This is a genomic window from Nostoc sp. (genome assembly GCF_036917155.1).
Lineage (GTDB): Bacteria > Cyanobacteriota > Cyanobacteriia > Cyanobacteriales > Nostocaceae > Nostoc.
On record NZ_JBALDZ010000241.1, the window covers coordinates 1 to 23,441 of the forward strand.

A 23,441-nucleotide genomic window follows, 5' to 3' on the forward strand; every position below is an offset into this window, starting at 1 on the left:
ATCACCCCTTCGATAAAGACCCTGTATGTTTTAAGGTGTTACCAGGGGTTAAGGATAAGCTAAAAGCCGTTCCTGACTGGCAAGAGCGGCTTAGAAATTTTGTTGATGAGCTAATTAAAGGTGTAGATGCTTGCCAATAGAAGTGTAGGTTTGTCAATGTTATTGGTGACTTAGGACATGCTCCAAAAACGGCAACCCTTTGTAGAGACGCGATTTATAGCGTCTCTACATTTTTATGCTCTTAGGAACATGGATTAAATAAGATACAAAACTTTATCCTGTCTCTAGCTTCCCTCTCCTTATAAAGGAGAGGGATTGAGGGTGAGGTAAACCAGGGACATAAATTGTATGTTATTCCTTAGTATTTCTTCTCCAAGAATTTTTACGAGATATTAGGTATATTCCCAGCAAGGATAGACCCACTACTGGCGTAGGTTCGGGTATGGCTTTGATTTTGGCATAAATAGCTGTTGTAGTTGTGGCTCCTTCAAGAGCCTTAATACTTATCTGGGAAACGTCTGGATTAAAGCCAGTTAGCTCAAGGGTGTAATTATTGCCTTCAAAGGTGAAATTTTGATTACTCAAATTTGTGTCTATATATACAAAGTCTGCACTCTTTTCTGGATCTGTTGGGTCGTTAAGTGTATTTATTAGACTAAAGTTGAAGTTAAAAACTTGACTGATTCCAACGGGAGGGCTAAAGGATACATTGAGATTTAGAGGTACAGATTCAACACTTGTACCGCTAAATACCGTTCCGTTAAAGTAAGTTAAATCAGCTATTTTGAATACAGAGTTAATATCCGCAGAAAACGAAGTTCCATTAAAGGTTAGTCTATTTGGAAGTCCTGTCGATAAATCAGGTTCACCCCAAGTAAATGTATTGCTTCCCACACCTGTATATGTGGGATCGGTATTAGTACTTCCTGGAGTAGGTTCTCCCCATGTAGCGCTAGAGATACCAGGAAAAGTTAGAGCATAAGCTTGAGCAGAGAAACCAAATCCTGTGGCAGAACTCACAAAAAAACTAGATATAGCAGTAGCAAAAATAAAACTTAGTTTCATAATTTTGGATTTTAATTATCATTCTGGAGTTTATTTCAAGTAGACCTCAAATCTACCTTAGTAAATTTACGGAAAATACGCCAATGTCTTATTGTGTTTTTTATAAAATATTTATGTTAATTTAAAAATATATTAATGAATAATTTATATTCATCAAGCTAAGTTTATGGATTGTTAAAAGATTTCATGGCTTGGTAATTATTAAGACAGGAGTTGCATAGACATAGCCCGTCGTAGACATCGCTACTTTACTTGCGTTCTTAATTACTTGTCAAGTTGATATCAAGTTACTATTCAAAGTTGGCTGAAGATTTTTCTTTGACCAGAGTGATAAAAAAGTGTTAGAAATACATCGTAATATATAGCAAATTTCAGATAAATGAGGTACAAACTTTAAGACAAAAGCCATATACTAAGAGACTTTAAATCCTGTTCCCTGCTGTATTTTATAACTTTGACAAAATCTCTGGCAACAACTGACTAGGAACTTTAGATAAAGCCAGATTTTGCCCCTGTATTCCTAATTCATTATGAAAAGCACGAATAGTTTTCACTACATAAGTGAAGGTTGTTTGATAAGCCTCGGATTGTTTACTGAATCCGTTTAAGGCTTGCAAATGGTTATCTAATGCTACTTCTAAGTGTTGAGAACGTGTAGCTTTGTCGCCCTTAAAAGACTCATCTATTACTAGCTGATAATGGGCCAGTCCCAGGTTATTATAAGAAGCTAGTAAATCAAAACTTAAAGAAGTATCGCTAAGTGAGTGAGCCAAAGCTATAGCTTCTTCGTAAGCGCTGATACATAGTTGCAGATACTTTTGCCGTGCCTCTTTAGTTGTCTGAGATAGGTTTGCTAGATGCCAGTAGGCAGTACCCAGATTATTTTGTGTAGCAGCGCAGGCGGTGGGGAAATTTGCTGGAGTGCGATACTTGAGAGCTTCGCTGTAGACATCTATCGCTAACTGGAGATTTTGGGCAGGTTGTTCGTATTGTGCCAGATTCCAGCAAGCAGTACCGATATTATTTTGAATCATACCATACTTGAGCGGTTCCTCTTCGGGGTTGTAGTGTACAAGTGCTTCATTGTAAGCTGCGATCGCTTTCTTTAAATGTAAAATTGGTTGATTATATTGCCCTAGATGCCAGTAAGCAGTACCCAAATTATTTTGACAAGCTGCATACTTTAATGAATCCATATCGGCTGTACGGTAATTAAGTGCTTCACTGTAAGCTAAAACTGCTTGCTGCCAATTTTCAGATGGGTGAGAAAAACGAGCTAAATCACCATAGGCTGTCCCTAAATTATTTTGCACACGAGCGTAAGTTTCCCAATGTGTCTGGGGTGAAATCATTTTTAACGCCAACTGATAAAACTCTATAGCCTGCTCTATATAAGTTTGTCCTTCCTCTGAATTGGGTGGTGTGCGGTATAGCATCCAGTAGAGTGTACCCAAGTCATTCAAGATATCTGGAAGTTGCGATGAATTTTCGTCATAGCTAATTGCCTCTTGATAGGCAATAATTGCCACCATCAAGTTTTCTAGGGTTGACTCTCCTTGCTCAATGCGAAGGCGGTATAAAGTGCCCAAACGATGATATGCCTCTGCCAGTATCTCTTCTGAAACAAGATTTTCGTGTAATTCTTCAATTTCCAACAAAATCTGTTGTGGTTGTAAGGAATTCTCTGTATTTTGAGCGATACTTGTATTGATTGTTGCTATTACTAGCTCCGTTAACTCACTGCTAATATAAGATAAAGACGACAGCGATTGATTATTAATTCCACTACCAGACCTATTCGTAGATTCCTGCGGTTGTGGCGTAGCCTTCAATAAATCCGCTGTTGATGATGAAGCTTCCTGAGTTTTGTGTACGCGATTCCCTTGTATCTCCATTGGGAAATCGGAATTATTCTCAAACTTGAACTCGGTGGCTGCGGTTCTAAGTTCTGCTTGGTTAACTGATTCATCTAGAATCGACTGCTCAATATTCTCTAAATCTAAGCTTCCAGAACGTGAAAAACGTTCTGGATAGCCCGAATTCTGATTTGCTGGTGTGGGTTCTCCAGCAAACACAAATATGCCAGTGCGGCAACGCCAAAACTGTGGTGCTGATTGTTTGATAGCAGATAACCAAGGACGTGGTATCCACAGCAGCAAGTTAGATTCTAGGAATCGGCTGGATTCTTGTGTAGAGAAATATTGTTCACTTAAGCGGAGATAGTGTAAAAATAACCGTTGTGTCGCGACTGGTTGCTTAGTGAGATGCTCCACGCCGACAATCTGAAATGCTGGTACTGGAAAAGGTCTTCCAGGGCTATCTTTTGATACTCCAACCATTGGCGGTGGATAATTAGCCAACCATTGATTAATTTGGATTATGGGATTGGGATCGTTTAAATTCAAACGCAATGTCACTAATCGCGGATAAGCTGGAGTGCTATTTTCTTGAGCGTTTGATGACTGATATAGCACCTGTCCAACAGGATAAGCCAATGTAGAATGCAAGCGGGCTGCTACCTGATTTCTTAAGTGTAAATTATCACATACAGCTAAAAAAAGTTGTCGTCGTAAGCCAAGACTTAGGGCAAGTTTTAGGCGGTGGTATACTTGCCGATTCCAAGTAGAATTATTGTTGTGTGCAGTATCATTCACGCTCATAGCGGCTAAAGAGCCAAAACACAGTATATATCACCTTTCTAGGTGCATCCAAGTAGGATAAATTCATCATAAAAATGATTTTTTAACTAGTAGATGTTGTGCTGCTCAAAATATATTGAGCCTTCATATCTAGTAGGAAAAATAAAGTATAATTGTATACTTTTGTTTCTAGTTCAATTTTAACAAAAAATAAAAAAGCAGGCCCCTCTTAAAATCGGAACCTGAAAAACTATAAAGAAGATTAAATGTTTTATGATCAACTGCTCTTAGAAACAAAGAAGGCGACTAGAATCAAGCCGACAACCAAAGCTGTAGCGGCGATTCCTAGTAGGATATAAGTTCGCTTTTGCCCTTCTGTGGGAGGTTCTGCTTGATAAATTTTTGGTTCCCGAGCAAAATTATTCAGAAGGCCGCCTTCTTCATTGATATAGGGCATGAATTAATTCCTTTATCTTTATCGTTAATTTTATGTTACATAAATGCTAAATCCGCTCTTAAACTGCTAGATAAATCGTTACATTTGGAGATTGGGGATTGGGGATTGGGAATTGGGAATTGGGGATTGGGGATTGGGGATTGGGGATTGGGGATTGGGGATTGGGAATTGGGAATTGGGGATTGGGAATTGGGAATTGGGAATTGGGAATTGGGGATTGGGAATTGGGGATTGGGAATTGGGGATTGGGAATTGGGAATTGGGAATTGGGAATTGGGGATTGGGAATTGGGGATTGGGGATTGGGAATTGGGAATTTTGAGCTAGATGAATGAGTCTTTGAACTCCGTTAATTAAGTTTTTAAGGTGGATTAATGAGTTCTAACTCTCCCCAGTCCCCAGTCCCCAGTCCCCAGTCCCCATTCCCCATTCCCCATTCCCCATTCCCCATTCCCCATTCCCCATTCCCCATTCCCCATTCCCCAGTCCCCAGTCCCCAGTCCCCAGTGCCTAACTAACTAGTAATCGTCCCAGTCAGAGGAGAACTAGGACTGGCGTAATCTTTAATAGGCATTCTGCCAGCAAGGTATGCTAGACGACCGGCGACTGTTGCTAAATTCATAGCACGGGCCATTGCTGCTGGGTTTGGAGAAAGAGCGATCGCACTATTAATCAACAAGGCATCTGCTCCCAATTCCATAGCCTGGGCGGCTTCTGAGGGTGAACCAATACCAGCATCCACCACCACTGGCACACCTGCATTTTCAATGATGATTTGGATATTGGCAGTTGTTTTTAGCCCTTGTCCAGAACCAATTGGCGATGCCAAAGGCATTACTGTCGCACAGCCTACTTCTTCTAAACGCTTGGCTAACATTGGGTCAGCATTGATATAGGGCAATACTGCAAAGCCCTCTTTTACTAGTTGTTCTGCTGCTTGCAGCGTCCCGATCGGATCTGGGAGTAAATACTTAAGGTCAGGTATTACTTCTAACTTGACAAAATTATTATCTTCCTGTCCTAACAATTTTGCCATTTCTCGCCCCAAACGCGCTACCCGAATCGCCTCTTCCGCAGTTTGACAACCTGCGGTATTGGGCAACATCCAGATTTTCTTCCAATCCAAAGCTTCTGCTAAACCTTCATGTCCAGGAGCCTTGGTTTGTACCCGTCGGACTGCTACGGTGACGATCTGGCAATCGCTGGCGGCGATACTTTGCTGCATTTCCTCAATACTGCGATATTTACCAGTGCCCGTCATCAAGCGGGATTGGAAGGTTTTTCCAGCAATAATCAAGGGGGAGTGGGGAGTAGAGAGTGGGGATATAGCAGAGTGATGCCCGTTGGAGAAATTGGCAGAGTGAGTCAGCATTGGGGTGGAGGTAGATGGCTTGGACTGGAAGCGCGAATAGTGAAAATTAGCAAGTAGAGGGTCAGACTTTTGTTCCAAGATTAAATCGGCAATCAATGTGGCAGTTACGGGCGCAAGTAGAATTCCGTTGCGGTAATGACCAGTCGCGAGAGTTAAATTTTGACAGTAGCTAGTGCCAAGGATGGGTAATTCATCGGGGGTAGCTGGGCGAAATCCCCACCAGAATTCTTGAATGGGATAATGCTTTAATTGGGGATAAAGCCGGATGGCAGCTTGTAGTAATTTTTGAATACCTTCTGGGGTGTTGTTGGGGATAAAGCCAACGTCTTCGCTGGTTGCGCCAATAACGAGGCGATCGCGTCTTGGTACGATGTAAATATCCTGCCCAAACAAAACCCGCTTTAACGGCAATTCCGGCGAAACTTCTGGTATCCGCACACTCAGCATTTGTCCTTTTCTGGGACGCACGGGTAGTGGTAACAATTCATTTGACCAAGCACCTGAAGCTAAAACATAGTGCGCGGCGCGAATTATTCCAGTATTGGTTTGTACACCAACCACTTGCCCTTGCTGCTGTAAAAATGCTTCTACTGTAATGCCGTCTTTGAATTCAACACCAATAGACTCAGCCGCCGTCCGCAATACGTGAGCGAGAGCCTTATTATCAACTTGTGCGTCTTCAGGATACCACCAACCACTAACTACCTCTGCTCCCAATCCTGGCTGGTATTGATGAATTGCCTCTTTGTTTAACCAGTGAGCAGGGGATGAGGGGGATGAGGGGGATGAGGAGGATGAGGGGGATGAAAGAATTAATTTATCTCCCCCTACTCCCTCATCTCCCCCTACTCCCTCATCTCCCCCTGCTCCCTCATCTCCCCCTGCTCCCTCAAAGACAGGTGCGAGGATACCGCAGGGACGGTAGCCAGTATTTAAGCCGGTCAGTTCTTCTAATTTGCGCGTCCAGTCGGGATATAAGGCACGCGATCGCCAACACAAGGAACGCATTGCCCCATTAGGGATGTTTTCCGCATCTGGTGCCAACATCCCGGCGGCGGCGTGGGTAGCAGCAGCCTGGAAGTCATGACAAAGCACGGTGACGTTTGCCCCGCGCAGTTTTAGTTCAATGGCGATCGCTAAACCAATAACGCCGCCACCAATAATTACAGTCTCACTAGTCATTAGTCATTAGTCATTGGTCATTAGTTATTTAGTCATTAGTCATTTGTCATTAGTACATAACTCATAACTCATAACTCATAACTCATAACTTATAACTTATAACTCGTAACTAAAGACGGATCGAGAGTTACCACAAGGCGCGAATTGGTTCGCTGTTTTGATTTGTATCGCTGGATGGGGTGTTTGTTTCGGAAGTATTTGTACTACCATCTGTTGTACTGTCAGCCGGTGAGGTTGAGTCATTGGAAGGACTTTGGGCAACACTACTCCTGTTGTCAGGTCTTGGGGCTATAATGCTGCGTTTATTTTCGTTTGTTTCAGTTTTTTCATTTCCTTCAGTTGCAGTTTCATCATTCTTACTGCCTGCACTGCTATTAACATTGATATTAGCTGGGAGAACTTGGGATTTTTTTTCACTGGGAGCGTTAGCGGTTTGTACCCCCATCGGAAAGTTGATGCCTAGTAACGTACCAAGCAGAATGGCCAAACCTCCAGCCATCAAAATTAAGGGTGTCCATCTACCCATCTTGTCTTACTCCTTTTTAACCTTTTGGTGTCCACACTATTCGAGAACCTTGTCCCCAAAATCCATCAAACTTTGTCACTTTCACATCGCCTAAAACCTGAGTTTGACAGGCTAAACGTAAGTCTGTTGTAGGAGAATGGGGAGGAAGCGAACGCCGCGCTCGATCGCGCCAATTCGCTGCTGATACTTTGCCCTCTACCTTAACCGTACAGGTACCACAACTGCCAATGCCCCGACAGTTTATTACCCTAGCACCGCTATTGTAGAGTTCAATACTATTTTGCAGCAAAATCTCTCGGAGATTGCTTCCTTGCTCACAATCAATTGTTTTACCTTCAGCTAGTACTTTAGGCATTTTTAAACTGCCAAAATGGCTTTTTGTTGTATATTGACACATTGCCTCGAAAGTTGTCTCGTCGGTCCCAGTTTTATGACCACAAATTCATCACCTCAACTTTGGCTCTATGACACTACATTACGGGATGGCACTCAGCGCGAGGGGCTATCAGTATCGATAGAAGATAAGTTACGCATTGCTCGTAGGCTCGATCAACTGGGAATTCCCTTTATTGAAGGCGGTTGGCCTGGTGCCAATCCCAAGGATGTACAATTTTTCTGGCAACTCCAAGAAGATCCGCTCAAACAAGCTGAAATTGTGGCTTTTTGTTCGACTCGACGCCCCAACTCCACTGCCGCAACCGAACCGATGCTACAGGATATTTTAGCTGCGGGAACTCGCTGGGTAACGATTTTTGGCAAGTCTTGGGATTTACACGTAACAACAGGACTCAAGACGACATTAGAAGAAAATTTGGCGATGATTCGCGACACAATTGAGTACCTCCGTTCTCAAGGTCGTCGGATTATCTACGATGCCGAACATTGGTTTGATGGCTATAAGCACAATCGAGATTATGCTTTACAGACATTAGAGGTGGCGATCGCAGCTGGTGCTGAATGGCTAGTCCTCTGTGATACCAATGGCGGCACTTTACCCCACGAAATTAGCCAAATTGTTCAAGATGTGGTAGAAGTGACTGGGAAACTGGGGACTGGGGACTGGGAATTAGGAAGTAGGAAAGAATCTTCCCAGTCCCCAATCCCTAATCCCCAATTCCCAATGCCCCAAATTGGAATTCATACTCATAACGATTCAGAAATGGCGGTTGCTAACGCAATAGCCGCCGTTATGGCCGGGGTAAAGATGGTACAGGGCACAATTAATGGTTATGGTGAACGTTGCGGCAATGCTAACCTCTGTTCGTTAATTCCCAATTTACAATTGAAGGCGGGTTACAGTTGTATCACAGAAGACCAGCTCACACAACTTACAGAAGCTAGTCGTTTTGTGAGTGAGGTTGTCAACCTTGCACCAGATGAACATGCCCCTTTTGTAGGACGTTCGGCTTTTGCCCACAAGGGCGGTATTCATGTATCAGCGGTGGAACGTAATCCCCTAACTTACGAACACATTCAGCCGGAACAAGTCGGGAATCGTCGCCGCATTGTGATTTCTGAACAGTCTGGACTGAGCAATGTTTTAGCCAAAGCCCGCAGTTTTGGCATTGAATTGGATCAGCAAAAGGCAGAGGCGAGAGAAATTCTCCAGCGCCTCAAAGATTTGGAGAGTGAAGGATTTCAATTTGAGGCAGCAGAAGCCAGTTTTGTACTGTTGATGCACGAAGCTTTAGGAGGTCGCCAGAAGTTTTTTGAAGTCAAAGGTTTTCAAGTCCACTGCGACTTAATTGAGGGGAAAGAAACTAGCAATGCCCTAGCTACAGTCAAAGTCGCTGTTGACGGCAAAAATATTCTGGAGGCGGCAGAAGGTAACGGCCCTGTCGCAGCTTTGGATGCAGCTTTACGCAAGGCTTTGGTGAATTTTTATCCCCAAATCGCAACCTTTGATTTGACAGATTATAAAGTGCGGATTCTCGATGGACATACGGGTACTGCGGCCAAAACCCGTGTGTTAGTAGAGTCAGGTAATGGTCGTCAACGTTGGACGACGGTAGGGGTTTCTAATAATATTTTGGCGGCTTCCTATCAAGCGGTGGTGGAGGGACTGGAATACGGTTTGTTGTTACACTCCCAAGCATCAGCAGCTTTGAAAGCTTCTAGTTGACAAAGAATGCTATGTGGTGTGAGGCAAATTTAGTGAGAATGGGACGCGATCGCCTAAAAATTCCGTATATTTACTCTATTTTGAGAAAATATACGGAAAAATTCTGTGTAACAATAACCGAATATAGATATTATCTAGAAAAATTCTGTCTATTATAAAATCCTTGCAACAGAGAGTCGGGAGCCACGTGACAGGATGAGATTCTAGATGGAATTCATACTATTACCCTGTGCTGATATGGTTAAATTAGTGACTGCAAAAATAGCAACCCAATTGCCAATTCCAAACAGATAATTATTGTTACACCCACACCTAAACGCGATCGCCAATATACACAGGTACAGACCTAGAAAGCTAATGCTGCCAATAAATGGGCAATGCCTGCGACAATAACTTCATGTTAGGCAAAATTCTAAGAGAACTTTTCCCATGATTGGGCAACTAATTGGCTCAACCAGCGACGCTGTTGCTGATCCAGCAGTGGATCATCTGCTAACAACTGAGCAGTTAATTCTTCTAAAGATTGACCCTGAGCGCGGACAACTTTAATTACTCCAGCGATCGCAGCAGCAACTAGTTCTTCATCAATCGGCTGTTGTCGCAGAGCAAAAATTTCCTGGGGACTGTCTGGAATGGGATAATTCATGGCGTGGGTTTACAGAAATACAAAATGAACAATAAATTCAACAAATTCTTAAAATTTCTTCACTGAATCTTTACGAAACTAATAGGGCGGAGTTTACCTTACTTTGTGCCTGAAGAAAATCTGTCTTAGTGAGTAGATTGATCGGAGATGTCAGGAAACGATGAGAGAAATCCTTTATTTAGAAATTCCAACTCCAGATATGGCAACTGTGCGTAGCTGGCTACAAACAGATTTTGAACCTGGAAATGGGGAAAAATTGCTTACCTCGGAAGGCTTTCGCCTCAAAATAACTAGTGCTACTACACCTACTGGGACGGTCTTTTCCGAAAACTTGCCTGCGGAACTTTCGGTATTTGTCTGGTCAGTGCAACGAACTACCTATCTGAAAGTGTTTCGTTGGTCAGAACAACCCTTTCCCAGAGAGGGACAAATTCTGCAACACCTAACCAAAGAAATCAGAAGCCGTTTTCCGCATCATTACCCAGAACCGCCAGCGATTGATTTATCCCAGCAATCGATTTTTGCTGCGTTAGCCTCTGCTTACCCCCTCACCGTCAAGTATTTTCAGAAAATGCCCAACGGTGAATATGACCTCACACGTGCCTATTGGTGGGAACAACGATGGCGCGAAGGGGTACGGAATCCGCAGCAGCCGCGTCAGGTTGTTTTTTCGCAGGGGAGCAGGGGAGATGAGGAAGATGGAAAAATAATATCTTCCTCATCCCCCTCATCCCCCTCATCCTCCTCATCCTCCTCATCCCCCTCATCCCCCTCATCCCCTACTTACGACCTGATTTATATCGGCGGCGCATTAGGTGCGATTCATGCAGCACTGATGGCAAAACTGGGATATAAAGTCCTGCTGGTGGAACGAATGCCCTTTGGGCGGATGAACCGAGAATGGAATATTTCGCGCGATGAGATTCAAAGCTTGGTTAACCTGGGTTTAGTCACCCCCGCTGAGTTAGAAACCATCATTGCCAGGGAATACAAAGATGGATTCAATAAGTTTTTTGATGCGAATAATCCAGCCAAACTGCGATCGCCCGTCCTCCACACACCCACAGTCCTAAATTTAGGTTTGGATTCCGAAAAATGGCTCCAAATGTGTGGGCAAAAGCTGCAAGCCGCAGGTGGCGAAATCTGGGATGAAACAGAGTTTATCCGTGCAGATATTGATATATCACAAGTCATTTTGAAAGTCAAGCACTTACCCAGTCAGATTGAAAAACAAGTAAGTGGACGACTGCTAATCGATGCAATGGGAACTGCATCACCCATCGCCTGGCAATTAAATGGTGGTCGTGCTTTTGATAGTGTCTGTCCGACAGTGGGAGCGGCAATTGAGAGCGGATTTGAGCCAGGAGTATGGGATTCCCAATATGGAGACGTTCTTTACAGTCATGGGGATATTTCGCGGGGAAGGCAGTTAATTTGGGAATTGTTTCCTGGGGCAGGTGATGAACTGACGATTTATTTATTTCATTACCACGAAGTCAATGCCGAAAATCCTGGTTCCTTGCTAGAGATGTACGAGGACTTTTTCACGATTTTGCCAGAGTATCGCAGGTGCGATATGGACAAATTGGTGTGGAAGAAACCGACATTTGGGTATATACCGGGGCATTTTAGTATCGGAAGTAGCGATCGCACGGTTGCCTTCGATCGATTGATGGCGATCGGTGATGCGGCATCACTCCAGTCTCCCCTGGTCTTCACTGGTTTTGGTTCCCTAGTTCGCAACTTAGAGCGTTTAACAACACTTTTGGATATTGCTCTCAAACATGACTTGTTAAGTTTCCGACACTTGAACCAAATTCGCGCTTACCAAAGCAACGTTTCCGTGACTTGGCTATTTTCCAAAGGCATGATGGTGCCCACAGGGAAATTTTTACCACCGCAACGGATTAACGCCATGCTCAACACCTTTTTTGGACTGTTAGCAGACGAACCGCTAGAGGTGGCAGATAATTTCATCAAAGATAAGTGTGATTGGTTAACCTTTAACCGCCTAGCACTGAAAGCCGCCAGGAAAAATCCTGCCTTACTTTTATGGATTTGGGAACTTGCTGGCCCTAGAGATTTAGTGCGATGGCTTGGTAGTTATTTCAACTTCGGCCGTCATGCCCTAGTTAGCGCTTTGCTGAGTCCGTGGTTTGAGCGCTTCTTGAATCGGGTAGGTTTTTGGCTAGAACCCCGGAATCCAGGCTTGTGGCTATGGCTATTGGCGATTAATTATGCGATCGCTACAGGCAAACCGCGATCGCGCAGTCAAGTCGCAAAAACCAACCCAGAAGCTATAATTCCGAAGTCAGAAGCAAGAATTAGTCATTAGTCATTGGTCATTAGTCATTGGTCACTAGTCATTAATCACTAATCACTTTATTACTCCCAACTCTTGTACAGACGCGATTAATCGCGTCTCTCCTAACTCTTGGAGCGAAAATTCGGTAGTTCCACAGATGCCAATGACTTACGCCCCTTGGGTGGACGCTGGGGATAAACCACTGGTGAAGGTGAATTGGTATCATTAGTGTTATCACCTGATGACTCTAGAGACAAATCAGTTGTTGACAATTCCAAATTCGTCAATTGTGAAACTTCTGACCAGTAGTCTTCAGCTTCTCCAACAGGCGTTTTGGTGCGAGTTGGAGTAGAGGGAACCAGTAAGTTATTTGCTGGTGAAAGCACAGAATCCGTCGTCCAAGAAGTGGAGGTAGTTGCAGGAGGATTAATTTCTGCTTCTATCGGCTCCTTTCGTGGATTTTCTAGTTCCTCATCGTCTTCTAAGATTGTTGCTAAAGTCTCCCAGATAGGCGCATCACCTACATCCGTTTTCGCAGCAGGTGGTGGTGATGCAGATGCAGGTTGGGAGGTAAAAAACATTTGAATTAGACTATCTAATTGCTGATCTAAATTTAATGAACCCGAAGATGAAACAGCTTCCGCTGTATTTGGGGAATCATTAACTTCTGGAGATGATTCTGGTTGTGTCGGTGTTGCCGTGTCTTTCTTAACTGTCCAGTTCCAAGGAGATGAGGACGTCGGTGGGGCTTCATTTCTTTGGAATGGAATTGGTGCTGAAGGTTCGCCCCAAGAATTATCTAGATCGTTACTCAAGGATTCTGCTTCTGCTGACCAAGGTTTAATTGGCTGTGCGTTAGGAAACAAAGACCGAGCTTTTCTGGAGAATCTTCCTTGGCTACTAGTTATGTCTTTAGGATGTTTTGCAGCATCCTCTAGAGAGTCATAACTAGGAACCGATGTATCTAGACATTTTTCCAAAGCTGCTTTAAATTGAAGCGTTTGGCGTTGTTGTCGCATCAGTCTAGTACGTAATTCCCGACAAACATTTTCTGACTGCAATAGCTGCTCAGACTGTTCGTTGTTGTTAGTGTGTAGCAACGTACATTCTCGCTCTAACTGGGCCAGGCGTTGTTGGCTAATTTGCAGCTGTGCTTTATAAGTATCAGTAAAAATTTCCTGGCGCTGAATAGTTTGTACAGCGATTTCTAATTGTTGAAATAGAGATTTTATCTGTTCTTGAGCGGCAGCGAGTTCCTGAGTGTGTTGGTTGAGCATCGACTCACTAACGCTGGAGCGCGTTTTCTGCCACTGCAAAACCTTTTCTGACTCAGCTAGGTTATCTTTTAGATGCTCTACTTGTTCATACAAGTTATTGTTAGCCGCACGTAATTCTTCGTTCAATGCCAGCAGGTTTTGAAACTCCGAGTCAATAAGTGCTTGTTTGCCGCTTTCCGGCTCTGCAACCCAGTCCTGCTCGGTGGTATCTTGTGAAAATTGTGTATCTTCAGCTGGCATGAGGAGGGGCAGCTTTTTAACTGCCATATTGTCATTAGGCACAACTGAGTAAAAGGGACAACTCGCCTGTTCTAATTGTGGCGAATTAGCAGAATTTAGGGATTCCATCACAGCCCCCTTATTTGAGGTGTCAGCTTCATTCATCACTCTTGACTCACCTGCTTAAAAATATTCAGCAGTGCTGGCATTAGCATTGCTTATCAACTCTGTCTAATCAGGGTTTGCTCTAGAAGCTAAGTTTAACTCTCTCTAAGCACCAGCAATTAATTATCAATTGGTGTTCCCCATTTTGTATCTAGACTGATGCCGTTATAACACTATGATGCTCTTTCCCGTCAAGGATAGATAGAAGGGGAACTCCGGCGATCTTTGAGGATAGGCGGGAGAGAGGAGAAACCCGATAGTAAAAAACTAAATTGTATTGGCTGATAAAGTTTTTCTATTTGAAAAAACTGCCTAAACCTACACTTTATTATTTAAAATCGCATCTGTCTTCAGAAATAAATAATAAATGTATTTTCTAATACGTTTTCATACTGACTTATTTATTACTTACTTAAGTAAGATATATCTCAGTACAAGTATCTTCTATTTGATGATAATTCTGTAATCCTGGGCGATCGCTATTTAATGTAAGGGACTTCCAAATAAAAAAATATCCAATTAACTCTTGTGGGGTGAGACGCCCACACCACCAATACTGCGTAGGTTTTGGAATTTCTTGGTTGAGGCAAGCTGTTCAATAGCCGGGGGAGAAATGGAGGCTGGCGTTGAGTTTTGCTTCCCCTGCTTCCCCTGCTTATCCGAGCAGTATTGCCCACACCACAATATTGGATAATTTATTTCTTGGAGTTCCCTAAGCAAACAACTAAGAGCTTCTGGTAGAACTGCAATGTTAGAAAATTCTGCCGACCACGAATAAATACTTATAAAGAATTGTTGAAGAAGTAACAATACACCTAAGTGGATTAATGAAACTTTTTTAAAGAGTAATCTCAACTTAGTACTGGCTTTTATCTGGGTAAATGCAGTTCTAGTAAGCAATTATCGGCTTAGTTCGTGAGAGGTTTTTCTCTCAACTTGCCTTCAATGCGTCAAGTTTGTTTAATGACTACAAGAAAATTATTTAAAGTATACTTGACTACTTACTCACATTGTTTACAAGGTATAATTATTAACAATAAGACTATCATGATTAAGTATTAATATGGATACACTTTTTAATCATTTTGTTAAAGAATAATTTATATAACCGAGTTTTCCATTAGTAATAAAGTAGTTATAAAGACTATGATTACTGCCATTGAGATGATTTTGGCGTGAAATAAAGCGTTATGGCAGTTAGGCTTGTCCAAAAAATTCAATTTTAAAATAGGGGTGCTAAAGATGACCGATGTACTTGCAATGGGTGCAAATATCAAGCAAGAAGCTGCCAAACTATCGCTGTTGTCAGAAAATTTTGACAGCTTTTGGGACAAAGAAATCAGACCGTTATTTACAGATGAGTCTCTATCTTTCAAGGTGAAAACTCTTAACGGAAACGATGTCAAGTACGTCAACTTGGATAATGGAGCTACAACCACTCCTTTTGCAACCGTCAAGCAGCATGTCGATGAAATGCTTGACACTTATGGCAGCGTGCATCGAGGTTCTGGGCAAAAGTCCGTCATCACTACACGAGAATATGACGCCAGCCGGAACATCATTCGAGACTTTGTGGGGTCATCTTCAGATAACTATGTAATCTTTGCGAAGAATACAACAGAAGCAATTAATGGAGCCGCGACACTTTGGGCAAAAAAACCGGGGAAAATCTTAGTTTCTGATATTGAGCATTCATCCAACCTACTGCCTTGGGTGACTAGAGACGAAGTTGTGCAGTACAGAACTCAGCCGGATGGAAGTGTAAGTGTTGCAGAAATTGAAGATATCTTCAAAGCACACCAAAATCTTCCCGAAGCCGAGCAAATTAAGTTAGTAACTATTACAGGTGCTTCGACAATTACAGGTTATAGACCTCCGATTTACGAGATTGCAGCTTTAGCACATCAGTATGGCGCGAAGATATTTGCTGACGTGTGTCAGTTAATTCAGCATGAACGAGTAGATATGCGTGCTGATGATGACCCATGTCATTTAGATTTTGTGGCTTTCTCTGGACACAAAATGTATGCCCCTTATGGAACCGGGGTTTTGCTAGGGCCAAAGGAATTTTTTGATAGCTCCTACCCTTATCAAATTGGCGGTGGAAACCTGCCTTATATCACCAGAAATTTAGAGATCAAGCGTTTTTATACAGAACGGGCCCACGATCCTGGAACACCAAACGCAATGGGTGCGATCGCCATTGCCAAAGCGATTGAAATTATCGAAGCAGTAGGACGCGATCGCATTGCTCAATATGAACACTCTTTAGTTGAATTTACATATACACGGCTGGGGATGATTACTGGTGTCAAAATGCATATTCCCGGAGATAATTTAGCTCATGTTATTCCCTTTGATATTGATGGGTTTGACGGACGCTTAGTAGCAGAGATTCTGGCACAAGAATACGGCATTGGCGTTCGGGCTGGGGCTTTCTGCACCTATGAATACATTCGCAAACTCAAGAATGTTTCAGACGAGCAAGACTCCGAAATTGCTCAGGAAGTAGACAGAGGAATTACACGCAACATTCCTAGTATTATCCGAGCCAGCTTTGCTGTATATAATACATTGGAAGACTGCAATCGCTTTATAAATGCGATCGCTCAAATAGCTAAAAACGGATTTACTCACTATTTGCCCAACTATACACAAGATGAGATAACCGGTGTTTGGACAGCGATAAATAGCTAGTTTTTTTGGGCATTGGGCATTGGGCAAAACAGTTCCGTTAGCGGATAGCTAAGGTTTAGCCCGTTCCGAGTTCCCAGTGCTGAGTAAAGAAATGAGATTTCCCACTCAGCACTCATTACGGGCTAAGCCGCCCCGCTAACAGCACTCTTGAGGGGCATTGGTTATTAATTCATCTCCCTCATCAAGCCTTATTCTGTGTATCTTAATTACGAATTACGAATTAAAAGGGGGTAATAGCTTGAGCGATGAAAACCTCTTTGACCAAGAGGATTATCTACAGACACGGGTTGAACAGTGCATCTGGCAAAAAAGCACAGATGCGGGTATTTCGCGCCAGCGTTTTCTGAAAATACTAGCTACTATGGTTGGTGCAACAGCCATTGGAGGGTTAGCTAAACCTTCATCTGCTCACAGTCAGGCAGCTATTAAAACTAAAGGCAGCAAAATACTTAAACCATTGCCACCAGGGTATATCTCTCATAGCAAAGGCACATTAGAGATGAACTGGGAAACGATGTATGGGCGTGGTTATTTAGTACCTAATGATTGGTTCTATGTTCACAACCGCAGTACACCTCCGCCTTTTGATCCGTCTACGTGGCGTTTGCAAATTCATGGAACTGGTGTTTCTGCACCTTGCGAGTTTACTTACGATGAAATCATCGCCATGCCATCCGTCTCAGTCACTTGTGCCATTGAGTGTGCTGCTAATGGTCGGCGCTTCTTTGAAGAAGCTTACAACATACCACTTCCTGGAACACGTTGGAGGCTTGGGGCTATTGGTGTAGCTGAGTGGACTGGTGTACCACTTGGTATGTTATTAGAGCGGGCTGGATTGAAATCCACAGCAAAAGATGTACTCGTTGAGGGTGCAGATGTAGATTCGCTGGACTCAAAAGAGACAAATAAATCCAAGTTCAGCAGTGTAGTTCCAATTAGCAAAGTATTAGCAGATAACTCGCTCGTCGTCTACGCAATGAATGGAGAACCATTACCTCCAGATCATGGTCAGCCGTGCCGTGTCTTATTCCCTGGTTGGGGAGGAAACGCCAACGTTAAATGGATTGAGCGGATTGAAGTTTCTGAAACACCGATATATACCCAGTGGGTGACAGAACAGATGGTGCTGGTTGGTGCAGACTACCCAGCGATCGCTCCCTATAAAGGTAAGCTGATTACCTACCAAAATGTTAAGAGCGCTTTTGAGTTGGCTTGGCCAGCTACGCTTTCGGCTAAAACCCACTTACTACGTGGACGTTCTTGGTCTGGGAAAGGAAAGATTGCACGTGTAGAAGTCAGCCTAGATGGCGGCAAAACTTGGCAATTTGCACGACTGAGAGAACCAAATTTTCCATTTGCATGGGTACGGTGGGACATTGAATGGAACCCACTTCCTGGGGAATATTTTCTCCAGGCTCGTGCTACAGACAATTTAGGTAATACACAACCGATTACAGTTCCGTGGAATGATTCTGGATTGCTCTACGGAGGCGTTGTTAATCATCCGGTGACAGTAGGGGGATGAGGGAGATGAGGGAGATGAGGGAGAAATAACCCATGCCCAATGCCCATTCAGCACTATCAGTTGTCTAGAAAAATATCTAATTTATGATTGATTTTAGTTGGTTGATTTTAGTGAGTGGGGGTTTAATATCTGGAGTCATAGCTGGACTTTTAGGAATAGGTGGCGGTATTATCACGATTCCTCTTTTAGTCACACTAGGTTATACTCCCGTTCAGGCGATCGCTACTAGTAGCCTTGCTATTGTGATTACTTCAATTTCTGGAAGTTTGCAGAATTGGTGGATGGGCTACTTTGACTTTAAACGAGTAATCTATTTAGGAATTCCAGCTTTTCTAACTACTGGAATAGGTGTATATTTCGCCAATAAAATTCCATCCTATATAATACTCTTTACATTTGGCATCATACTACTCACTAACATCTATCTAATTGAGCTTCGTAAGCAACTAGCCTTTAAGGTAAAAGAGGATACAGCCCCAGTATTTAACCCATTAGTTTCTAAAATTGGCACTGGGGGAGCAGCAGGAATTTTAGCAGGTTTATTTGGCTTAGGTGGCGGTACGATTATGGTGCCGCTGCAAATGTTGCTATTGGGAGAAGAAATTAAAGTAGCAATTCAGACTAGTTTGGGTGTGATTGTCATCACTGGTTTAGCTGCCTGTACAGGACACACATTAGAGGGAAATATTCTGTTTGCTCAAGGTATAGTTTTAGGATGTGGCGGTCTTTTAGGTGTTCAGATGAGTACTCGCACATTGCCAAAACTACCAGATTATACTGTGAGTTTAGTGCTTCGTATTTTCTTAGGAATACTATCAATTTATATTTTTTGGGAAGCTTGGACAAATTATCAACAAATAATTACTAGTTTGTAATTTGGATGTTTTTCAAAGAGGTGATATATGAGTATTTTTAAAGTTGAAGTTGTCAAAATCAACAGCATTAATCCTCATCCCAATGCTGATAGGCTAGATATTGCCTCTATTGAAGATATGGGGTATCAAGTAATTATAGTCAAAGGTAACTTGCGTCCTGGAGATTTAGCTTTCTACTTTCCTATTGATAGTGTGATTCCAGAAAACTTTTTAGATAAATTTGGTATTCGTAACTACTACTCGAAAAAACTACGTGCTGCCAAACTTCGCGGAATTTTTTCTGAGGGTATTACAAATTCCCCAGTCCAGAAAACCTAAAACGTTACAAAAACATCCTCAGTAACAGAGAAACGCATCCAGAAATAGGTAGAGTAGTCTTGAAGTTGATTAGCGATCGCTATCTGCTCCGTAAGGATGGAACTGAACTCCATTAGGTTCAACTTGAGTTTTGGTGGCGACACCTTAATTAACCTTCCGAAATCGACTTAGGAATTATTCTCTCAAGGTAGCCATCGGGGATGAAACCCGGCTAAGGGGAGTTGTTCTGGTTTAATTTCAACAGTCGTAGCATCAGCGATGGGCAATAGAGGCATTAACCACAGGCTACTGGTAGCGATCGTATCTCCATCATCAGTTTTTAAAGTGTTTGGGGGTAATGATGCTGTGGTGTTTTTCTGAGGTACTACTTGGTCAAATAACAAGCCCAAACCGTCGGACGATAAACTCATTTGCACATTACGTTGAGCGGGAGGCAGTACTAACAGTGGTTTCTGTTGTCCGGTTTTCAGATCAATTGCCACCACATAAGGCTGTTCTATGTATTGTTCCTTGGATACTAGCTGTGTCAGCAAGCAATAGAGGGTGGGTGAGGCAATGTCAAATTGGCAACTGAGAATTGAGCCTGTTGTTTTTACTAGTTGTTTCTGCACACCTTGGTTTGTCACTAAAAACAAATCTCGCGTGTAATCTGTATTAAACCTTACCATTGCTGCTTGAGAGCCATCTTTAGAGAAAGCCTGTACCAAACCAAACTGGGGCAGAAAATCTAAAGGTTTAGTTGCATCACCTTGCAGTGGTAAAATCGCTGCTCCCTGTCCTTGGGCAACTGCAACGGCTTTACTATCTGGCGTGATCATAAAATCTCCCCCTGGTTGGCTTTTGAGGCGTTTCGGGACGGGTTTTTCTGCGGAAGCATCACTGGTTGCTGGCATAAACCAGAGTCCAAAGTCGCCAGGATTATTTTTGTTTCCCCTTTGGATGACAATAGTTTGCCCATCAGGGGATAAGTCAAATTTCAGGTTTTGATAATCTTTACTATCTAAAGTCAGGTCAACTTTGCCTTCTGGTTCTGCTTTTTGTCCAGATTTAGCAGAAACGCCTGTTGTCACTGTATATATTTGGGCTGAAAGTAGGTCTTGATTGTTTGCGGCGCGAGCAGAAAATAAAATTTTCTCCCCATCAGGAAATGATTCAAAGTCTATTACTACCAAGTCTTTGGGGGTAAGTACCCTTTTTTGTTCTTGGGTCAAGTTGTAAAGAACTAACCGCCCCTGTTCTTCTTTATCGGTGCCGATGTAAAGGATGACGCGATCGCGTGTACGGAAGCTACCTGTAAAGGGCTGTATCAGCCGATTGTTGCCCTCTTGCTGGGCAAACTTATCTTTGGCTCCTTGCAACTGCACTTTATAATTCGTGCCATAAGGTGCTGGTGTCACGAGTGTATAAACCATCCGCCGCCCTGCCCAACTGTATTTACCTGCGAGGGGTGGCTCGATTTTCAAGTTATCCTCGACGCTTTTGATTTCCATTGGGCGGCTGAAGGTGAGGGTGAAAGAGTTATCTTCTGCCCCAACTTGTTGATTTTGCCAGGTAAAATCCCGGACACGAGCAGTTACCACATCACCTTGCAAGATGATTAACCCAATCAGCACACTCAGCAGTAGCATTAGTGCGATCGCTATGCGATCAAGTGGTTGGATAAATGCTTTAAATTTAGTCATTGGTTATAGGGCATTGGGAATTGGGCATGGGGCATTGGGCAAAACAGTTCCTCTTTTCCGTTAGCGGATAGCTAAGGTTTAGCCGGTTCCCAGTCCTGAGTAAAGAAGTGAGATTCCCCACTCAGCACTCATTACGGGCTAAACCGCCCCGCTCTAACAGCACTCCTGATGGGCATTGGGCTAATGACTAATGACTAACGACTAATAACTATAAGGATTCTGGGGTTGAGGAATCTTTTTGAGAGAGTTGGCAGCAATGGTAAGTTGGCGTTTACCTGCCAAATTTTCTGTCACCATTTGTCCTTCGACTTCCAGCCAGTTATCAGCGGCATAAGCCTCTTGATTATTTGGGAGTTTGACGGGTAATCCTACAGGGTAAGCATCTGCTGCACAGCAAGTTAAGACAAATCGTGCTAAGAACAAATATTCTTTTCCTATATCCGGCGGATGAATGACAAATCCCTGTACTTTGACTTTTTGACCTGTATATGTATCTGGTTCTGGATAGACATTGACAGTACGCACCCAATCTACAAGCGATCGCTCCTCTGGACGAACGGTAGCGCGAAAGGCTTGGGGTTTGACACGCGTGCTTCCCAATGAATCAGTCGTAACACCCCTTTGAAGTGCTTTGTCACTAGCAAAAACTTGCGGTGTAATGATAAAACCTAGAATCGCCGTAGTCAACAACAAAGTACTGCCCCAACCTGGGGGAAATAAACTAATATGCGGGGCGTTTGGCGTAACGTCATGGCGACGACGTTGCCAAAGTTCCTGCATCTTGAAGAAACCAATAATAATCAAACCAATACCTGTCACGACCACGAACCAAATGTAATTTGGGTGAATCAACAGGTTCAGCTTGTTAGTTAGCCAATATCTCAACATCAAAGTGCCCCAGGCTGTAATTGCTATAGCATCCAGCCAAGGGAGTAACAGATTTGGGATTTTAGATTTGGGATTTTTGTTAGTCATTAGTCATTAGTCATTGGTCATTAGTCATTGGTCATTAGCAAAGGACAAATGACAAATAATTTTTTAAAAGACGTGCAAGTTAAGGAAAAGGGTAAACACAAATGTTAATTGTGCTGCTAAAGCAAATAAGTAAAAAACCGTTTTTGGTTTAAAAATGGATAACATCAAACCAATACCTTTGATGTCAATCATTGGCCCAAATACTAGAAATGCCAACAATGAACCACTGCTAAAGGTTGAGGCAAAAGATAGGGCGAAGAAAGAATCAACTGTAGAACAAATTGACACCACTACTGCTAATATCAGCATGACCGCAATTGAGGTAATGGGGCCAGCACCCAAACTGAGAATTAATTCACGGGGAGCGAGGACTTGAATGGCAGCCGCGATCGCACTTCCTACAACCATAACGCCGCCCAATTCTCGAAATTCTTGGATGCTATTATCCACTACTAGACGCAGTTTCGCTGTCAACGGTTTATTGGAAGTAGACGCTGAGGTAGGCGGTACTAAATTAGCATCTATCCGCAGTGGTGTACCTGCTTTTCCTCCTAAGATATAAGTCCCAGATTGTAAGATATTCGGTATTGTTGCTTCCTCTTGTGCTTGGGAACGCTTACCACGGCGTTTGGTTTCAGGCGGCGCGGGTGGGTTAAACTTCATATAACGAGCGATCGCGGGCTGAATTATCGGATTTAAGTCCTTTTGAAAACTGAAAACATACCCGACGATTGTGGCAATTACTAGAGAAAATACGACTCGTAAGACCACTATTTCTGGCTGATCTCGAAATGCTGTCCAAGTTGACCAAATTACAATTGGGTTAATTGTTGGTGCTGCTAGCAAAAAACCAATTGCGACTGGTGTGGGTACTCCCTGAATCAGGAACCGCCGCGCTACCGGTACATTCCCGCACTCACACACCGGAAATAAAAAGCCGATCATGCTGCCAACTAAAGCACCCAATAGCGGATTTGTGGGCATTTTTTCTACTAGTTTGCGCTCATCAACAAAAAACAGCAGCAAACTGGAGAATAAAACCCCAAGAAGCAAAAAAGGCATCGCCTCGACTAGCAGACTTAGAAATAGCGTAAAACCATTGTTCAGTTCATTCATGGGCGTCGCAGTCAAAAGCGGTTTTTAGTTTTAGGGTTCTGCCTAGTCATTCTATCGAAATGGGGATCAAAAGCAGTTCGGGAAAATTAAACATTATTTAAGTAGCAAGTTATCTAATGTTTGAAATTGCGTTTAAGCGCTACAAACCTTTGCTTCAGCCAAGATATTGATTTTTACCTGAGTGCATTTACTGACGATTACCATTTCTAAGATTGTCTAAGTTCAGAATTTGTTCCGTTCTAGAGGGCAAGTAGCTGCATAGATGATTTGAAATTCCCT

The 23,441-nt window shown here is 43.0% G+C and carries 18 protein-coding genes; 7 read left to right on the plus strand and 11 right to left on the minus strand.

Annotated elements, in window-relative coordinates:
• Positions 1 to 351: 351 nt before the first annotated feature.
• From V7K67_RS32380 to psb34, 3 genes are all read right to left on the minus strand, one after another.
• Entirely contained in the window at positions 352 to 1,065 is a 714-nt protein-coding gene (locus V7K67_RS32380; RefSeq protein ID WP_335170093.1) for a choice-of-anchor K domain-containing protein, read from the minus strand.
• Positions 1,066 to 1,511: 446 nt separating this feature from the next.
• Positions 1,512 to 3,725: a tetratricopeptide repeat protein gene (locus V7K67_RS32385; protein ID WP_335170095.1), complete on the minus strand. Its 2,214-nt coding sequence runs from the start codon at positions 3,723 to 3,725 to the stop codon at positions 1,512 to 1,514.
• Between the two features lie 256 nt (positions 3,726 to 3,981).
• Positions 3,982 to 4,161, minus strand: a complete 180-nt coding sequence (psb34, locus tag V7K67_RS32390; RefSeq protein ID WP_334707976.1) for a photosystem II assembly protein Psb34 — start codon at positions 4,159 to 4,161, stop codon at positions 3,982 to 3,984.
• A 91-nt stretch (positions 4,162 to 4,252) separates the two neighbouring features.
• Here psb34 and V7K67_RS32395 point away from each other — a divergent pair, with 91 nt between their 5' ends.
• The gene (locus tag V7K67_RS32395) at positions 4,253 to 4,495 is read left to right on the plus strand and encodes a hypothetical protein (RefSeq protein WP_335170097.1); all 243 of its coding nucleotides are present in this window, start codon (positions 4,253 to 4,255) and stop codon (positions 4,493 to 4,495) included.
• Positions 4,496 to 4,674: 179 nt separating this feature from the next.
• On the opposite strand, the gene thiO is transcribed toward V7K67_RS32395, so the two are convergent.
• The 3 genes from thiO to V7K67_RS32410 form a co-directional block, all read right to left on the minus strand.
• Positions 4,675 to 6,714, minus strand: a complete 2,040-nt coding sequence (gene thiO / locus V7K67_RS32400) for a glycine oxidase ThiO (RefSeq protein ID WP_335170099.1) — start codon at positions 6,712 to 6,714, stop codon at positions 4,675 to 4,677.
• Between the two features lie 127 nt (positions 6,715 to 6,841).
• Positions 6,842 to 7,240: a hypothetical protein gene (locus V7K67_RS32405; protein ID WP_334707974.1), complete on the minus strand. Its 399-nt coding sequence runs from the start codon at positions 7,238 to 7,240 to the stop codon at positions 6,842 to 6,844.
• Positions 7,241 to 7,256: 16 nt separating this feature from the next.
• On the minus strand, positions 7,257 to 7,595 hold the full coding sequence (locus tag V7K67_RS32410; protein WP_334734028.1) for a 2Fe-2S iron-sulfur cluster-binding protein: 339 nt from the start codon (positions 7,593 to 7,595) through the stop codon (positions 7,257 to 7,259).
• A gap of 75 nt (positions 7,596 to 7,670) precedes the next feature.
• On the opposite strand from V7K67_RS32410, the gene cimA reads away from it, so the two are divergent.
• Complete coding sequence (gene cimA / locus V7K67_RS32415; RefSeq protein ID WP_334734029.1) at positions 7,671 to 9,362, plus strand: citramalate synthase; 1,692 nt, start codon at positions 7,671 to 7,673, stop codon at positions 9,360 to 9,362.
• 412 nt (positions 9,363 to 9,774) lie between these two features.
• On the opposite strand, the gene V7K67_RS32420 is transcribed toward cimA, so the two are convergent.
• Positions 9,775 to 10,008, minus strand: a complete 234-nt coding sequence (locus tag V7K67_RS32420) for a hypothetical protein (RefSeq protein ID WP_179065172.1) — start codon at positions 10,006 to 10,008, stop codon at positions 9,775 to 9,777.
• A gap of 160 nt (positions 10,009 to 10,168) precedes the next feature.
• Here V7K67_RS32420 and V7K67_RS32425 point away from each other — a divergent pair, with 160 nt between their 5' ends.
• The gene (locus V7K67_RS32425) at positions 10,169 to 12,343 is read left to right on the plus strand and encodes an NAD(P)/FAD-dependent oxidoreductase (RefSeq protein WP_334734030.1); all 2,175 of its coding nucleotides are present in this window, start codon (positions 10,169 to 10,171) and stop codon (positions 12,341 to 12,343) included.
• 92 nt (positions 12,344 to 12,435) lie between these two features.
• On the opposite strand, the gene V7K67_RS32430 is transcribed toward V7K67_RS32425, so the two are convergent.
• Complete coding sequence (locus V7K67_RS32430) at positions 12,436 to 13,974, minus strand: hypothetical protein (protein WP_335170102.1); 1,539 nt, start codon at positions 13,972 to 13,974, stop codon at positions 12,436 to 12,438.
• Between the two features lie 1,242 nt (positions 13,975 to 15,216).
• Here V7K67_RS32430 and V7K67_RS32435 point away from each other — a divergent pair.
• The 4 genes from V7K67_RS32435 to V7K67_RS32450 all read left to right on the plus strand — a co-directional run bounded on the left by V7K67_RS32435 (position 15,217) and on the right by V7K67_RS32450 (position 19,389).
• On the plus strand, positions 15,217 to 16,671 hold the full coding sequence (locus V7K67_RS32435) for an aminotransferase class V-fold PLP-dependent enzyme (RefSeq protein WP_334734032.1): 1,455 nt from the start codon (positions 15,217 to 15,219) through the stop codon (positions 16,669 to 16,671).
• Positions 16,672 to 16,909: 238 nt separating this feature from the next.
• On the plus strand, positions 16,910 to 18,196 hold the full coding sequence (locus V7K67_RS32440) for a sulfite oxidase (RefSeq protein WP_334734033.1): 1,287 nt from the start codon (positions 16,910 to 16,912) through the stop codon (positions 18,194 to 18,196).
• Positions 18,197 to 18,279: 83 nt separating this feature from the next.
• Positions 18,280 to 19,071, plus strand: coding sequence for a sulfite exporter TauE/SafE family protein (locus tag V7K67_RS32445; RefSeq protein ID WP_335170105.1), 792 nt, complete (start codon positions 18,280 to 18,282; stop codon positions 19,069 to 19,071).
• A 27-nt stretch (positions 19,072 to 19,098) separates the two neighbouring features.
• Positions 19,099 to 19,389, plus strand: coding sequence for a hypothetical protein (locus V7K67_RS32450; RefSeq protein ID WP_334734035.1), 291 nt, complete (start codon positions 19,099 to 19,101; stop codon positions 19,387 to 19,389).
• A 182-nt stretch (positions 19,390 to 19,571) separates the two neighbouring features.
• Here V7K67_RS32450 and V7K67_RS32455 read toward each other — a convergent pair whose 3' ends face one another.
• The 3 genes from V7K67_RS32455 to V7K67_RS32465 form a co-directional block, all read right to left on the minus strand.
• Positions 19,572 to 21,071, minus strand: a complete 1,500-nt coding sequence (locus V7K67_RS32455; RefSeq protein ID WP_334734037.1) for an Ig-like domain-containing protein — start codon at positions 21,069 to 21,071, stop codon at positions 19,572 to 19,574.
• A 201-nt stretch (positions 21,072 to 21,272) separates the two neighbouring features.
• Entirely contained in the window at positions 21,273 to 22,046 is a 774-nt protein-coding gene (locus V7K67_RS32460) for a TIGR03943 family putative permease subunit (protein ID WP_334707212.1), read from the minus strand.
• 63 nt (positions 22,047 to 22,109) lie between these two features.
• A complete protein-coding gene (locus tag V7K67_RS32465; protein ID WP_334734038.1) occupies positions 22,110 to 23,162 on the minus strand; it encodes a permease in 1,053 nt (350 codons plus the stop codon).
• Between the last annotated feature and the right edge of the window lie 279 nt (positions 23,163 to 23,441).

Bases quoted from the DNA above. Each gene is read 5' to 3' on its own strand.
- V7K67_RS32405 (WP_334707974.1), bottom strand. From the start codon at position 7,240: ATGGGTAGATGGACACCCTTAATTTTGATGGCTGGAGGTTTGGCCATT.
- thiO (WP_335170099.1), bottom strand. From the start codon at position 6,714: ATGACTAGTGAGACTGTAATTATTGGTGGCGGCGTTATTGGTTTAGCG.
- V7K67_RS32380 (WP_335170093.1), bottom strand. From the start codon at position 1,065: ATGAAACTAAGTTTTATTTTTGCTACTGCTATATCTAGTTTTTTTGTG.
- V7K67_RS32430 (WP_335170102.1), bottom strand. From the start codon at position 13,974: ATGAATGAAGCTGACACCTCAAATAAGGGGGCTGTGATGGAATCCCTA.
- V7K67_RS32385 (WP_335170095.1), bottom strand. From the start codon at position 3,725: ATGAGCGTGAATGATACTGCACACAACAATAATTCTACTTGGAATCGG.
- V7K67_RS32420 (WP_179065172.1), bottom strand. From the start codon at position 10,008: ATGAATTATCCCATTCCAGACAGTCCCCAGGAAATTTTTGCTCTGCGA.
- V7K67_RS32445 (WP_335170105.1), top strand. From the start codon at position 18,280: ATGATTGATTTTAGTTGGTTGATTTTAGTGAGTGGGGGTTTAATATCT.
- V7K67_RS32465 (WP_334734038.1), bottom strand. From the start codon at position 23,162: ATGAATGAACTGAACAATGGTTTTACGCTATTTCTAAGTCTGCTAGTC.
- V7K67_RS32425 (WP_334734030.1), top strand. From the start codon at position 10,169: ATGAGAGAAATCCTTTATTTAGAAATTCCAACTCCAGATATGGCAACT.
- V7K67_RS32410 (WP_334734028.1), bottom strand. From the start codon at position 7,595: ATGCCTAAAGTACTAGCTGAAGGTAAAACAATTGATTGTGAGCAAGGA.
- V7K67_RS32455 (WP_334734037.1), bottom strand. From the start codon at position 21,071: ATGACTAAATTTAAAGCATTTATCCAACCACTTGATCGCATAGCGATC.
- V7K67_RS32450 (WP_334734035.1), top strand. From the start codon at position 19,099: ATGAGTATTTTTAAAGTTGAAGTTGTCAAAATCAACAGCATTAATCCT.
- cimA (WP_334734029.1), top strand. From the start codon at position 7,671: ATGACCACAAATTCATCACCTCAACTTTGGCTCTATGACACTACATTA.
- V7K67_RS32460 (WP_334707212.1), bottom strand. From the start codon at position 22,046: ATGACTAACAAAAATCCCAAATCTAAAATCCCAAATCTGTTACTCCCT.
- psb34 (WP_334707976.1), bottom strand. From the start codon at position 4,161: ATGCCCTATATCAATGAAGAAGGCGGCCTTCTGAATAATTTTGCTCGG.
- V7K67_RS32435 (WP_334734032.1), top strand. From the start codon at position 15,217: ATGACCGATGTACTTGCAATGGGTGCAAATATCAAGCAAGAAGCTGCC.